Source organism: Saccharopolyspora rosea (assembly GCF_025643595.1).
Taxonomy (GTDB): domain Bacteria; phylum Actinomycetota; class Actinomycetes; order Mycobacteriales; family Pseudonocardiaceae; genus Saccharopolyspora; species Saccharopolyspora rosea.
The window spans coordinates 3,620,917-3,635,327 of the sequence record NZ_CP102826.1; the positions used below are offsets into that span (position 1 = coordinate 3,620,917).

12 protein-coding genes are annotated in these 14,411 nt (G+C 67.2%); 1 reads left to right on the forward strand and 11 read right to left on the reverse strand.

Annotation, left to right across the window (positions count from 1 at the left end; genetic code table 11):
• Positions 1-30: 30 nt before the first annotated feature.
• From NV263_RS16890 to NV263_RS16915, 6 genes are all read right to left on the reverse strand, one after another.
• A complete protein-coding gene (locus tag NV263_RS16890; protein ID WP_263247268.1) occupies positions 31-426 on the reverse strand; it encodes a hypothetical protein in 396 nt (131 codons plus the stop codon).
• Positions 427-442: 16 nt separating this feature from the next.
• Complete coding sequence (locus NV263_RS16895) at positions 443-2,281, reverse strand: VirB4 family type IV secretion system protein (RefSeq protein WP_263247269.1); 1,839 nt, start codon at positions 2,279-2,281, stop codon at positions 443-445.
• Positions 2,278-3,318, reverse strand: a complete 1,041-nt coding sequence (locus tag NV263_RS16900) for a PrgI family protein (protein ID WP_263247271.1) — start codon at positions 3,316-3,318, stop codon at positions 2,278-2,280. Before NV263_RS16900 ends, NV263_RS16895 begins: the two co-directional genes overlap by 4 nt.
• Before the next feature lie 941 nt (positions 3,319-4,259).
• A complete protein-coding gene (locus NV263_RS16905) occupies positions 4,260-5,243 on the reverse strand; it encodes a hypothetical protein (protein ID WP_263247272.1) in 984 nt (327 codons plus the stop codon).
• A 4-nt stretch (positions 5,244-5,247) separates the two neighbouring features.
• The gene (locus NV263_RS16910; protein WP_263247273.1) at positions 5,248-5,616 is read right to left on the reverse strand and encodes a pilin; all 369 of its coding nucleotides are present in this window, start codon (positions 5,614-5,616) and stop codon (positions 5,248-5,250) included.
• A gap of 56 nt (positions 5,617-5,672) precedes the next feature.
• Entirely contained in the window at positions 5,673-6,467 is a 795-nt protein-coding gene (locus tag NV263_RS16915; protein ID WP_263247274.1) for a hypothetical protein, read from the reverse strand.
• Between the two features lie 1,716 nt (positions 6,468-8,183).
• Here NV263_RS16915 and NV263_RS16920 point away from each other — a divergent pair.
• Entirely contained in the window at positions 8,184-8,828 is a 645-nt protein-coding gene (locus NV263_RS16920; protein ID WP_317630437.1) for a tyrosine-type recombinase/integrase, read from the forward strand.
• A gap of 81 nt (positions 8,829-8,909) precedes the next feature.
• Here the strand turns inward: NV263_RS16920 and NV263_RS16925 are convergent, their stop codons facing one another.
• From NV263_RS16925 to NV263_RS16945, 5 genes are all read right to left on the reverse strand, one after another.
• Complete coding sequence (locus tag NV263_RS16925) at positions 8,910-10,670, reverse strand: recombinase family protein (protein ID WP_263247275.1); 1,761 nt, start codon at positions 10,668-10,670, stop codon at positions 8,910-8,912.
• A gap of 150 nt (positions 10,671-10,820) precedes the next feature.
• Entirely contained in the window at positions 10,821-12,974 is a 2,154-nt protein-coding gene (locus NV263_RS16930) for an FtsK/SpoIIIE domain-containing protein (protein WP_263247276.1), read from the reverse strand.
• Positions 12,971-13,687, reverse strand: coding sequence for a hypothetical protein (locus tag NV263_RS16935; RefSeq protein WP_397545604.1), 717 nt, complete (start codon positions 13,685-13,687; stop codon positions 12,971-12,973). The genes NV263_RS16930 and NV263_RS16935 overlap by 4 nt, the downstream gene beginning before the upstream one ends.
• Positions 13,684-14,013, reverse strand: coding sequence for a hypothetical protein (locus NV263_RS16940; protein ID WP_263247277.1), 330 nt, complete (start codon positions 14,011-14,013; stop codon positions 13,684-13,686). Before NV263_RS16940 ends, NV263_RS16935 begins: the two co-directional genes overlap by 4 nt.
• A complete protein-coding gene (locus tag NV263_RS16945; RefSeq protein WP_263247278.1) occupies positions 14,010-14,369 on the reverse strand; it encodes a WhiB family transcriptional regulator in 360 nt (119 codons plus the stop codon). Before NV263_RS16945 ends, NV263_RS16940 begins: the two co-directional genes overlap by 4 nt.
• Positions 14,370-14,411 lie beyond the last annotated feature (42 nt).

Below are 14,411 nucleotides of genomic sequence, written 5' to 3' on the forward strand. Positions count from 1 at the left end.
AAGACGCAATGGCAACGACGCAGAGTTCGGTCAGGCAGGGTCGTCGTTCGAGTCGGATGCGGAATCCGTGGTGTGTTGCGGCCGTGGGGTGTGGTGTCGCTGGTTGCGTCGACGGCGGTAGCGGTCAAGGTTGACCACCTTGGTGGTGACGCCGTCGGGGTGGACGGTGACCAGCTGCGCGTATTCGGCGGTACGGCGACGGCGGATGTACTCGGCGCAAGCGGCGATCAGTCGACGCACGGCGAGGAAAATCGTGTAACCGATGAGGCTTCCTGCCAGGTAGACGATGGCGCAGGCCACCCAGATCGCGGCCATTCGTTCCGCGGCCAGGGCGAGGATGGGCAGGAAGTCAATGACGGAGGTGTGCAGCCCCGAGTCAATGCTGGGGTGTGTGGGCAAGGCGAAGAGCAGGGTCGATACAAGCATTGACCCTCCTGTGTGGTCAGTCGTCGAGAATGTCTTGGGACCAGGTGTGATCGGCGTCCTCGCCGGTGTCGGCGTAGGACTCGGATAGCGCGGCCAATTCGGCAGGGTCTGTCGTGATCAAGGAGTGCTCGGTGTCGGAGGCGATGGCCTGCAGGGCGACCCGCTGAGTCCCCGTCGACAGCAAGCCCTGGCCTGTGGCAGCGGAGAGCAGGAACTGCCGTTCACCTTCCGACAGAGCGAAGGTGCGGACGATGTCATCGATGGCTTGGGGTGCCTGGCGCAGCAGGATCTGGGTTGCGGCGTTGGCGACAATGGCCTTACCGAGATCGGTGCCCAGGACGTCGCCGACGTCTTGGGTGGCGACAGTGAGTCCGGCCCAGTGTTTGCGGGCGGATTTGGCCATGCGCCACAGGAACTCCGCGCCGGCTTGTTGTTGCATGAGCAGCCAGGCTTCGTCGACCACGCACAGCCGTGGTCGTTGAGTGGCGGGGTTGGACACCCGGCGCCACACCGCGTCCAGGGTCAGCAGGGTGCCGGCCGGTTTGAGTTCGTCGGGCAGGTGACGCAGGGAGAACACCAGCAGGTGGCCCTCCGGCGGCGTTGTCGTGGGTCCGTCGAACAGCCCGCGGAAGGCACCGTCGGTGAACGGCTGCAACCGGCTCGCCAACTCGCTGGCGGTGTCGCCGCCGAGGTGGGCAAGGACGGCGCGCAGGTCGGCCAGCAGCGGTGCGGGCCGCGTCCAGGTGCGGGCGTCGTCGGCGATGATTCCAGCCTGGTGGTAGGTGGTGGCGACGGCTTGGTCGAGCACGGCCCGTTCGTCAGCGGTCAGCGATTGTCCGAACAGGACAGACAGAAGAGTGTGGAGGAACAGGCTGCGGCGGGTTACCGCGTCGGCGGGTGCCGAGCGGCGTCCGTCGGGGCGGGTGTGGATGGGAAGGTCGAGGGGGTTGAGGTGGATGCCCTCGGTGCCGAGGGGGAAGTAGGTGCCGCCGACGGCCGCGGCCAGGCGGGCGTATTCGTCTTCGGGGTCGATGATCGCGATTTCCACTCCGCGATACAGGGAGCGCAGCGTCTCCAGTTTCACCAAGTAGGACTTGCCAGCCCCGGAGCGGCCCAAGATCACCGAGTTGTAGTTCTCGCAGGCGAACCGGTCCCAGTGCACCAGCCCCTGGGATCCGAGGTTCCAGCCGTAGAGCACTCCGGCCGCGGTCGACGCCGAGGTGACATCCGGCGGCGGAAGATCCGGGCTGGTGAACGGAAACGCCGCGGACAGTGCGGCGGTGTCGAAGGTGCGGGTCATGCCGATCTGGTCCAAGCCCATCGGCAACGCCGTGATCCACCCCTGCAGGGAGCGGTAGGTGGTGGGTTTGGCGTCCATGAGCAGCGATGCGGTCAACGCGCGCAGCGCGCTGATCTCCTCGACGAGTTCCTGCTCCGAACCGGCGTGCACCGTCAGGTACAGCCCCAGGCGGAACAGGCGGCCTTCGCCGCGGGCGAGCCGGTCGGAGAGGTCGTAGGCGTCCTCGGTGGCTGCCTCGACCTCCGGGTCCTGCAACCGGCCGTGGGATGCGGAGTGCCGGCGGCCGGATTCGAGTTTGCCGAGCTGCTTGCGCAACCGGTCGGCTGCGATCCGCGGGTCGATTGGTTCGATGTGCAGCGACACGTCCAGCCGGCCTGGGTAGGTCAACAACGGTTGCAGCCACCCGGGGTGTACTTCGCGGGGGTAGCCGGTGACTGCGAACGAGGCGACCCAGTCCTGGCCGATCTGCAGGTGCCGCGGGTGCACCTCGATGGCGTCCGGCGCGAACGCGCTCGCTGTCGCGGGTTGCTGGCGACGGTTCTTGGTGGTGATCACGAGAAATCCTCCTCGGTATCGAGGTCCCAGTCCGAGCCGACGGCGGTGGTGATGACGTCGCCGGCGCCCGCCATGTCCGCCGAGGGCGGCAGTGGACTGTCGGGGTTGGTGGCGGTGGACAGCACGGCGGTTGCCTGGGCGGCGTCCAGTGGGGTCACGGCGATGCCCGCGGGGCCAAGGAGTTCGGTGGCCTCGCTCATCCGCCGCAGCAGCCGGGAGGCCGCCGCCTTGCGCGCTCCGTCCGGCGGCTGATCCCCGCCGCTGCGGGGGCGACCAAAGCGGCGGCGCCGGGTCAACGAGTCCTGGCCGGTGGGGCGCACCGGTTCGCGGACCACCAGCAGGATCTGACGGCGCAGCAGGTCGGCCTGCGCTCCGAGCTGGGCCAGGTAGTCGGCGTGGTCCAGCGCGGCGGACTCCAGCGCCGGGTGCGGCAACCCCGCCGCCCGCTCGCGCAGCTCCGCGATCTGGCCGGACAGATCCAGCCGCTGGGCGCGGACGAGGATCTGCACACTCGCGCCGAGGCTGTGCAGGTACCGGCCGAACGCTGCGGTCAGCGCTTCCTGCTCAGCCGCGGTCCGGAGTGCGAAGTTCACCGTCGAACACGCGGCCACCAGTGCCACGCCGTCGTCACCGAGATCGACGATGCCAGCTTCAGCGACCCCTCGGGCGGGCAGGTCGAGCCCGCCCGCGGCGACGGCTTCGTGCCCGTGGGCCACTCCAGACAGCCACTCCGGCACTTCGGCGGGCTGCTGGCCGGCCGCGACCCGGCGCCGCGGCTGCAGACGCTGCCGCACGGCGGCCACGAGCAGGCGGTCCAGGGTCACGCCGTCGCGGCGCACCACGACCAGTGCGGTCACCGCGACCCCGATCGGGACCGCGACGGCGACGTAGGCGATCACCGGGATCACGGCGCGGGTGGCCTGCCAGCCGCCGTAGAGCACCAGGCCGGTCACCGCCATCACCGCAACCTGCCGGGCGGTGAAGCCTGCCAGAATGCGGTCTTCCCGATCGACGTCGGCGGGAATCCGCACGCTCATGAGCGGTCACCTCCTTGCCTTCCTGTGCTGGGCCGCGGCGGGTGGAGCTTCGGCAGGTTCAGCGGCAACTCCTGTTGCCGTGGCCGTGGTCCCCGCCGCTGCGGTTTAGGCGGCGGGACCTGGGGCTGGGGCTGTCCGCTTGCCGGTTTCCGCGTGCGCTGCACGCTCAGCGGGAGCTGGTACTGCCCGTCGCGACCGAGCCGGGGCTTGTTCTCCGGCCACTCGCCATCGGCAGGGAGCTTCAACTGACGTCCACGCATTGCTGGCCGGGTCGGTTTCGGCGGCTCCGGGGGCGGCGCGGGTCGCCGCACGCGCTGCACCTCGATAGGCAGCCGGTATTGCCCGTCGCGGCCGAGTCGGGGCTTGTTTTCCGGCCATTCCCCATCGAGCGGGAATGTCATCTGCCGGCCACGCTGGCCCGTCGAGGACGTTCGCTCCGGAGGAGGCTCCGGGGCCGATTTCGGCTTGGGTTGCCGCTGCACGTTCAGCGGGAGCTGGTATTGCCCGTCCCGGCCGAGCCGAGGTTTGTTCTCCGGCCACTCGCCATCCAACGGAAGCGCCAACTGCTTACCCTGCTGGGCTGGGCGAGAACGCGACGACCGTTGCGGCGCCGTCCGTTGCTGGGCCGGTTTCCGCACTCTTTTGACGTTCAGCGGCAGCATGTACTGGCCGTTGGAGGTGGCCCGCGTTCTGGCATACGGGTCCGGTGGCGCGGCCGATTTCTGACCGCCACGGGAGCGAGGAGCCTTTCCGCCTCCACTTCCGATCCCCCCGAGGAGCCCGAAGGTCTTGTAGGCGATGAACCCTCGGACGAGACTGCCGACCAGAGAACGACCTCCTCCACCGCGCAGCGATGCGAGAATCCAGAAAGGAATTTTGATGAGGACGTAGCACAAGGCGAGTGCGACCAGAAACTGAATCACAGCACTTCCCCCTTGTTGTCAGTTGAACAGGGTGATGCCGCCGGGCCAAAAAAAGAGCTTGATTGCCGTAACCAAGGCGAGCGATTGACCAACTTGAATAGCCATAACCCCGGCGAAGGCTTTCCACCACCAGAACGCGATACCTTCGGTTTGCGGAAGCGCGTGACACATGAGCAAGATCGGGGCACCCGCGAGCAAAATGATGGTCAGCGTGATGCGGACTATGTAGGTCAGCAGAACCGCGACGAGCATGACGACCAGAGCCAGCGCGATGAAGGTGGCAAACGGTCCGTCTCCGTTGAGCTCGTGCATTAACGTGTCGGTCATCGCCCGCGCCGCGGTGTCCGGGTTGAGCTGGTCACCGAGGACAGCTTGTGAGAGCGCGTTACCGATTTCGATGACCTTGCCGCCGAAAAACAGCGACAGGTTGGCGACGAGGAACCCGACGATCACTCGGGGAAGGATTTCCTTGATGGAATGCCGGGTCTGCAGGGTTTCGTGGGCCATGACGATGGTGCCGGCGACCAGGATGAGCGTCGCGTAGACTGCGATGACGAGCTGCTGCGAGTTGGCCCAGATCTGTCCCATGACCGGTAGTTGGTCCAGCTGGGGCGTCACCAGCAGCGACTTCGCGAGCAGGTCCAGCAGGCTGTTCAAACCCGGAACTACCAGGTCCCGAAAGAACGACTCGATCGCATCCGACACGCAAGCCGGAATGTCGGTGATCCCGCACGACGACTCCGGGGCCGGAGCCGGGTTGGGGTTCGATTGATTTCCGGGCGGCTGGTTGCCCGGAGGCACCGGCACGGGTTGGGGAATGCAGCTTGGCCCCTGGCACGGCGGTGGAGGGGGCGCGGGAACGGGCGCAGGCGGAGCCGGTGGTAGCGGGGCGGGCTGGGCGCTCGCGGCACCGGTGAGGACCAGCCCCGCCGCCATGACGAGCACGCCCACGGCGGCCACCGCTGTGCACAGGCGGCCCAGGGAGTACGCGGCGACCAGCATGGGGTCAGGCCCCCACGATTCCGCGCAGGATCTCCACGACCAGGGGGGCCAGCGCCGCCAGGGCGTAGCCGAACCCGGCGGACTTGAAGGACTGCTTGGCTTTCTCGATCTCGCCGGGATCGCCGTTGGCCAGCACGTAGCGGACGCCGCCGATGGTGAGGAACACCGTGGCCAGCAGGGTGAGGATGCCCATGATCCAGTTGCGGATGTTGTTGAGAACGTCGTCGATCGTGCGGGCCAGCGCGAGGACGTGGGTGGTCTCGGCGACCGCGGGCATCGAGATCGCCAGCAGGCCGACGGCGGCCAGCCCGGCGACCATCAGCACCCGGAGACCACCGCGCCGGGACAGGCACGGGGTGAACGAGAAGCGCATCAGAGAGACCTCCAGAGAGCGCGTGCGAGGCAGCGGGAGCACGAAGCGGGCAGGGCTCACCCGCGTCCCTGAAGTCCGGAATTCGGGGGCTGATTCGCCGCGTCTCCCCCAACTTTTTTCGCTACGTTCTGTGACTGGCTCTCGACGCCAGTCATCTCGTTGGAGGTCTGCCACGTCGTGGCCGCAGCGCCCGTGGGATCGCCGTCGTCGGGGCTGGTGTCGGACTCGGCCAGCCACGCGGCGAGTCGGTTCTCGGCCTTGCGCCGATGCTTCGCCAGCGTCTTGTAGGTCAGCCCTGGCGGGCGGGGCCAGTCGGCGAGCTCGATGCCTTCCAGTCGGGTCGCGCCGATCAGTTCGGCCTCGGTCCGGTTCAGGACTCCGGCCTTGACCGCCCGCGCCAGGACCAAGTCCGGATGCCCCGACGGGGGCTTGGGTTCGCTGGAGTGAAATCCCGGCGGCTTCGGGGTCGGCCCGTCCATCCCGTCCAGCAGCGCGCGGTGCCCGGCGCGGTACGCCGCCCACCGCAGCCGGACCGTGATCCGCCCCTCGGCGAGATCGACCGTGCGCAGTGCGTCGAGGAACCCACGCAGGACTTCGGCGTGGATGTCGCTGGGGTCGTCGGCGTAGCGCTCGGTGAGCCGGGCCGCCAAGGGGGTCAGCATGGGCAGCGCCAGCCCGACCGCGGTGATCGTCCAGGTGCTGCCTTCGATGCGGGCACGGCTGATCACGTGTGCCCAGACCTGGTCCCACACCCGGCGGGGGCAGCGCTGGTCCAGCAGCAGGTCCCGGAGTTCGTCGACCGGGATGATCCGGTCCGGAAGGTGGTCGAACAGGCGGCCGTCCACAGCCACCGGGTGATCCCCCGCGGTCAGCCATCCGAAGGCTTCACGGGCGGCATCCAGCGGGTTGTTTGGCCACTCTTCGTGCTCGGGGCGAGTGGGGAGAGCCATTGCTCGGCTCCTCTCGAACGGCGGTTGATGACGCCGCCGAGAGGGCCAGGCGAGGAACAGCGCAGCGCACGGTTCCGTACTAAGACGAAACTAAAATGATCTTCTTGTTCCGGAACAAGAAGATCCCCTGCTGATCAACTTCGAGATCACGGTCGAGACGGACAGTAAGCCTGTGCGCTGCGGCGTTAGTCAGACGCTGTTCCGCTGCTGCCACCCCGACCAGACAGAAAGACGGAACAAGAAAAAAGATCTTGAGAAATGTCCAGGACGATCTTGGACAGGCCCACCGCGGGCTCCAGTGGCCCCTGACAGCCGGTGCGTGCGTTGATCTTGCATAGCTCCACCTCAAGATCAACTAGCGGGGACCAGCGGTGGCCGCGCAGCCAGTGACGCTAGGTGTCCACTTCGGCTGAGGACTCATCAAAAATCTTGGAGGCCGGTGGCGAATCGAGGCCGTTTTCGCGGACTTCAGGGGTGTCCTTGGCAAGACCGACCGATCACCGGAGACGCGATGTCTGCCCTCCCGCTCCCGGAGGTACCGCCTCCCGACGCTCCCGACGGCCACGGGCCGAGCCCCCGCCTCGGGGTGGCCCGGTATCGGCCGTCGCACCCGACCAGATCACCGCAATCACTCAACACCCAGATGCCGTGACACTCGACAACCTGGAGATCAATGACCAACGAAGAAGACGCCACAGGACCCGCGGACGCCAGGCGCAAAGTCCATAAGAGAGCACTACCCTCTTCCGACAAAATGGATACGATGGGCGATCAACTCATCGAAGCTGTCGTCCCGTTCCGGTCACCGTCAGACAACACACCGGACCCACTTCCAATGGGATCACTCCTAGCATTACCTCGCGATAACTCTTTGATTCACCGAATTGCCGCCATTGACAGCAGAGGAAGAATTTCAGATCAGACCATAATTCAGGCACTCGAATGGGCACCAAAAACCACAATTTCTATAGAAATATCATCAAGCAAAGTGGCAGTCGTGCGACCAAACAGGTCAGGCGTTCACGCCTTGTCCAAACAAGGATATCTGCTCTTGCCGGCCCCCATGCGACGTCGAATGGGACTGCGTGCACGAGACCGGGTATTCCTTGTAGCCGCCGTGCATCATAAAGTTCTTGTACTTCACAATTTGTCAGCACTCGACGAAATGGTCTTGGCCTACCATTCGGCGAACCTCTCAGCCGGAGAAGGAAAGTGACAACCAGTCGCCACCCACAACACAAGGAGAATAACTCAGACGAACTCCATGCAGTTCGGACGCTATTGACCAAGATAGGGATCGCGCCGGAAGAGCTTCTAGAACCGCCAGGGAAGCAAAAAGTTCCGACCTTCGCAGACTACATACCCCATGTCTCTGGGGCTGTCTCGCCAGCCACACGACGAGCCTATGAACCCTATTGGAACCGCGTGCTGGCAGCATGGGGAAAACGGAGCCTGGACGATCCCAGTCCTTCCGAAATTAAGAATCTGGCCGAAGGCATGAAGGAACAAGTCGTATTGCGCCGCAATGCCCGTGGCGGACGCAGCGCAGTCGAGCATCTCATCGCCGCGCTGCGTTGTCTCTACGCTCACGCGGTAGCCGACGGGTTCATCGCTGAAATGCACAATCCAGCTCGTCGAGTCCCAAAGCCGCGCAGGCTGCCCAGCACTAGGCGCGCACTGCCGGACAGTAGGCTGGCCGAGTTACACAGGGTTGCTGCAAGCACCGGCAATGACCCCTCGTTGGACACTCTCCTACTGCGACTCCACACAGAGACGGCATGCCGACGAGGCGGTGCCTTAGCGCTGCGCCCGGTCGACCTCGATGTCGAACAGTGCCTGATCCAGCTCCGAGAGAAAGGCGGAACCGTTCGCTGGCAACCCGTTTCGCCAACCCTAATGAGCCACCTACACACTCACGGCATGCAACGCGGCAGCGGCAGTGATCCGCAAGAACAGCTACTACGCTACGCCAACGGCTCCCCCATCACCCGGCGACGATACGATCACCTGTGGTCGCGCCTGGGTCGCTACCTGCCATGGATTACGACACAACAGGTCAGCACCCACTGGCTTCGACACACAACGCTCACCTGGGTGGAACGGCACTTCGGCTACGCTGTCGCGAGGGAATTTGCTGGTCATGCAACCGGCCATGGCGACGTAGGAGCAACCGCTACGTACATCCGCGCCAGCCTCAACGAAGTGGCTGCGGCCGTCGCAGCGCTGACTGGAGAGGACCATCCCCTGGCCCCGGATAGGTAACGCGCTGGCGTCCTAGCCGACAACGCGGCTATGATCAACGCATGCAGACGCGCTTCGCGCGAATCTGCTACGCCTGGGGGTTCAAGTCCCCCCTCCGACACGCGCACTAACCCTACGGCCCGGGTTCACGGAGACATCAACGATCCGTGGCCCCGGGTCGTAGGTCATTTCGAGGCCGAGTGCCTCGTAGAGGTTCTGGAGCTCGACCGGGTCGCCCTGGTTCAACGCCCGGCCGACATCACCGAGCGAATCGATCATGGCGTGGATCTCAGCAGCGCTGAGCGCCTCATCTGGCCTCTCCCGATCGAGGCGGGCCTGTGCGGCGGCGCGCTCGGCTTGGGCTTGGTTGAGGGGCTCGACGAGAGCGGCCGGGTCCGCGCCTGCCTCGATCGCCTTTTGCAGGCGCCGGATGCGGGTCTCGGCGTCCTTCACCTGCTGCTTGATCTCATCCTGCGCCACAGATGCCGCGGTCGTCCCGCCGTCCGCGCCGAGCAACGCGGCGACGGTGCGGTCGCGGTTCTCCGGGGCGAACAGTCGGCCGATCCACGTGTTGAGCTGCTCCAGAACGGCGTGTTCGGGCAGGTACACGTTCTTGGGGTGCTCGGCCAGCAACGGGGAGCCGGGGACCAACGTGCGCGCCGAGCAGCGGTAGTAGGTACGCGGACCGCGTGGGGTTCCTTCCATCCGCCGGGAACAGCACCCGCACCGGACACGCCCCCGCAGCGGATAGGCACGTTTGGTCCGCTTGGGCCCGCGTTCGAGCTTGCGCCGCGCCGCCAGCCCACCCGCCGCCCGCGCACGCCGCAACGTCTTCGCTTCGACGAACTCCTCAACACTGATGATCGCCGGATGAGCAGGCGTGCGGGACCGCACGATGCGATCCGGGGCGGAACGGCGGAACCGGACGACGTTCCCGGCCGCCACGTCGTCGGGGTCGAGAAGCGTCTCCTGCCGCGTCCAGCGGCCGAAGAAGGCATATCCGGTGTAGCGCGGGTTTTCCAGGATCGCCCGGACCGTACTGCCCTGCCATCCATCGGCCAGCCGGTGCCGGTTCTGGTGGGGACGCTGCGCGGACGGGCACGGGATGCCATCCCGGTTGAGCCCGTTGGCGATCGCCCGGTCACCCTTGCCGTCCAGGTATTCGGCGAAGATCCTGCGCACCACCTCAGCGGCAGGCTCGTCGATCGCCAACACCCGCAGTCGATAGCCCTCCGATGCCTTGCGCGGGTTCGGGTGCGGTCCACCGTCGACCGTCCGGTACCCGTACGGCGCCCGGCCGCCCTGGTGCCGTCCCTCGTTGAGGACCTGCGCGTCCATCGCCGCCCGCACCCGCGCCTGAATGTGCTGGCGTTCGGACTCGCTCATCCCACCCAGCACGCTCATCAGCATCTTGTGCGAGGGGTTGCGCGGGTCGAACTTCCCGCCCAGCTCCGGAACCCACAGATCCACCCCGTAGGCGGCGAACTTCGGGGCCACCAACGAGAACTGGTTACCGAACCAACACCGGGTCCCCTCCCCGACCACCACCGCGTTCCACCCGCGGTTCGGATCCTTCAGTGCGACCAGCAACCGTTCAGCTTCGCGGCGGCGTTCCCACGGCACCGAACGCGACTGCCCGACGTCGAAAAACTCCGCCACGATCGTCCCGCCGAGCGGCTCGACGAACTTCTGCGCGTTGCCGACCTGCCAGCCGTGCGAGGTCTCCGGATCCTGGTTGTCCTCGGTAGAGCACCGCCCATAGAAAGCCACCGGACCGAGATCCGCTTCCGGGGCATCGGCGACCTCGACACCGAGCAGATCGTCCAGCGTCGCCCACGGATCTCCGCTGATTTCAGTAGTCACGCGATCCCTCCCGCGAAGCCCCGTCCGGGGCTTCGACTTCGGTCAACCCGATCAGTATGCCTAGCAGTATGCGGCTCACTTCCGATGTGAGTACAGGGAGTTCGTCGGGCAGATGCACGGTGAGGCGTTCCTCGTCGCAGCGACCCGAGCTCACGCCTCATCCGCCTCGTGGTCGTCAGCGGAGCTGATTTCGTCAGCGCTGATGCGGTCGATCGCGGCGCGGAGGTCGGCGGTGAAGTAGCCGCGCACGCGGCGTACTTCCCCGTCCGCGTCCGCCACGCGGTATCGGGTGGGGCGGCAGCCGAGCTCGCCCATGTCCCGCCCGAAGCCGGTCGGATCGAGATCGAGCGCACCGGTCAGCTCGGCTGTCGGTACGAACTCGCGGGTCGTGAGGTCCTCGCCGAGGTAGTCGACGACCGAGGCGAGCGGCTCCGGCAGCTCAGTCGGAACGTCCGCCCCTGGCGAGACGCCGCTTCCGAGCGCCTTCGCGACGCTGGCCCGGTCGATGGCCTGGCGGGAGTCGTCGCCAGCGGCGTGCCCGGTGAGCGTGCCCGCCGCTTCCCGCAGCGCGCGCCCGCGCTCGCAGATCGACCGCCATTCGGCGTTGTCCATGTAGTAGGTGCGCGTCGTGACCGCCAGCGTCTCGGCACCGGCGTCGGTATCCCCATCCGGGCGGAGGATGCCGACTCCCTTGTGACCGGGCAGCAGTGTGGAGGCGTCGAAGCCCCGGGTGTTCATCTGCTCGCCGAGCACGATGTTGGAGTCGCGCCAGTCCACCACCCGTAGCGCGAACCGCGAGCCGAGCACGGCGCGCAGCCGGGACGGGATCGTGGTCGAGTCGGGCCGTTGGGTGACGAGGATGACGACGATCCCGGCCGCGGGTCCTTTGCGGGCGAGGTAGGTCAACAGGTCCGCGATGTAGGCGCCGAGCGTGGTCTTCGTGCCGTCGACGTCCTGCCGCGTCGTGTTCTCCAGATACACCTGGACCTCGTCGATGATCACGGCCGTGATCGGCATGTCGAGCTCGGGATCCCGGGAGATCTCCGGCGTGATCTTGGATTCGGGGCAGACCTCATCGTCCAATTCGGACATCCGCGCGTAGCGGCTTTGCACCGTGGCGACCAGCTCGACGAGGTTGTCCCGCACGGCTTCGGCGTGCTCCTGCTCGTCACCGCAGACGTAGCGGTGGGCGACCGCCTCGGCGGCGCGCCAGTCCTTCCCGCCCTTGCCGTCGAAGACGTACAGCCGCGTGTGCGGGTCGAGGATGAGCCCGGCCGCCGGGATGCGGGCCGCGCACGTCTTGCCCTGCCGAGGGATCGCTCCGATGATCAGCGACGTCCACACCAGCTGCAGGTCGACCGGTCGTTTCCGCGCGTCACGCCCGAACGGAATCGGCCGCCAGGCGTCCCAGCGCTCGGCGTCGAGCAGCGGGAACCGCAACGGCGGACCGGAGTACGGGTCTTCATCGGCCACCCACAGGAAGACGCGCCCGGCGTGGCCGCCCCGCCCGCGCACCCGCTCGACGACGAGCTGGAGCTCGTCGACGGCCAGCGCCGAGGCGAGCGCTTCGCGATGCTTGATCGCATCGGCCGCCTTGCGGGTGGCCGGGAGGTCGACGGTGACGGCCCAGCCCGCGCCATCGTGCGTGGCGCGCTCGACCAACCGGAGAGTCTCGTCCTTGCCGATCAGCTTCGCGTCGCGGAAGGCGTCGACGAGGACCTGGGAGTCCATCGTCCACTCCAACGTGCGAGGACCGGCCAGGACAGGTTTCCGGCCGGGTTCGCCGTCCTTGCGACGACCGAACACGGCCAGCACGACCGCGCAGGTTCCGGCCGTGAACCACAGCACCGACGTGCCGAGCGCGGCATACGCCGCGGTGACCGCTGCAGCGCCTGCCAAGGCGACGACTCCGGTCACCTTCCACCGGAAGAGGGTGAGCTGGCGGATCTCGATGAACTTGTCCGCGAGTTTCTCCGACTGCTCGGCGGCGTCCCGGTAGTCGTGCACCCGCACCCACCGTCGCCAGCACCGCGCCGCAGCGACCGCCCCGCGGCCGACCGAGGTCAGCAACCGTCCCGGGGAACGCAGCGCGAACGCCACGGCGTCCATGAACGCGCGCCGCGCCGCCTGTCGGGACCGCAGTGGCGACGGCACGCGCGGTGAACGCCGCCACCAGTTCGCGAACCGGTTCCACCAGCGTCGGAGGCGCGACTCACGCGGCGAGTCGTCGACCAGTTCGGCGTCGAAGATGTGGCGCTCGACGTCGCGCACGTGATCCGGAGCCAGGTATCCACCACCCTTCATCGCTGCTCCACCTCCGCACCCAGCGACTCGGCCAACTTGGACGACAGCCCTCGGGAACAGCCCGTGACCTCCCGAATCCACGCCGGGGTGACCTCCACACCTGGCGTCCATGCCTCGCGGGCGCGGCTCAGGTACGCGTCGAAGGAGACGCGCCGCTTCGCGACAGCCGGTTCCTTGCTGGACGGTTCGGAAGCCACTCCGGCAGCGTCCGCTTCCGCAGCGTTCGTGAACGCCGTCCGCGCCGCCCGGACCGCTTCGCTGAGCTTGCCCCGCAGGTCGGTCACCGCCTCGGCGGCGACGAACACCACCAGTGGCGGTACCGAGTGCAGCACCACGAGATCCGCCGATCGGACCGCGTACGCACCCCAGGTGTTCATGACGTACGTGGCGGCGAGCGTGAACCACTTCGCGGCCCGCACCCATCCACCGGTGCGGATGCCGTAGCGCGCCGTCACCTGCTCGGCTCGCAGGATGGCCAACAGCACGAGCGAGACCATCGGGTCCAGCAGCCATGCGGCCAGCCACGGCAGCGACCACGGCCGAGCTCCGCTCGCGGCGAAGCTCTGGACGTTGGTCATGGTGAACGCCATTCCGAGCAGAATCCCGGTCCAGCACAGCCGGTCGACCTGCCTGCGCGCGTCCTCAACCGCTCGCGCCTCCTCCGGGGTGGCCGGCTCGCGCCGACCACCCCGCGACGTCGTGTTCTCGCTCATCGCCGTTCGCGCCTCCGCCCCGGAGCGTCGAAGGTCGTCACGGTCAGCGCCTTGGTCAGCGTGTACGCGGCGAACAACGCGGGAACGCCGAGCACGGCGAACGTCAGCGTCGTGTTGCCGGGGTGCGTGACGACGATCCACTGCACCACCACGATCGCGGCGGCCGTGACGATCACCCGGCCGGTCAGCGACACCAGCCGCACACCTGCCTGAGCAGCCTTGGTCGCGCGGCGGGTGGCGCGCGAGCTCGCCCTCCACACCATCACCAGGACCAGGAGCACGCCGATCGCGGCGAGGACCTGGACGGGAGTCAGCTGCAGAATCATCGGGTCGCACCCCCTTCGTCGGGGTCGAAGGCACGCTCGCCGCGCTGCAGCCAGTGGAAGTGCAGCGCTCGGCGGTCCTCTTCGGACAGACCACCCCAGACACCGACGGTGTGTTCACCAGCGGTTCGGAGTTCGAGTTCCAGGCATTCGTCCTGGACCGGGCATCCCGCGCACAGCTGCTCGGCCAGGTCGCGGTCGCTCATGTGCTCGTCGAGCCACGCGGGTTCGTCCTCCCAACAGCCCGACATGCAGGTGCCATGCGTTCGCACAATGCCGTCGAGCTCGTGGCTGTCGGCCCATCGGAGCCGGTCCAGCCGCCACGCGATGCCGATGAGGAACAGGTCGTTGTAGGTCACTGGCGACCACCCCTGCCGCGAGCGGTCGTGCACTTCGGAGAA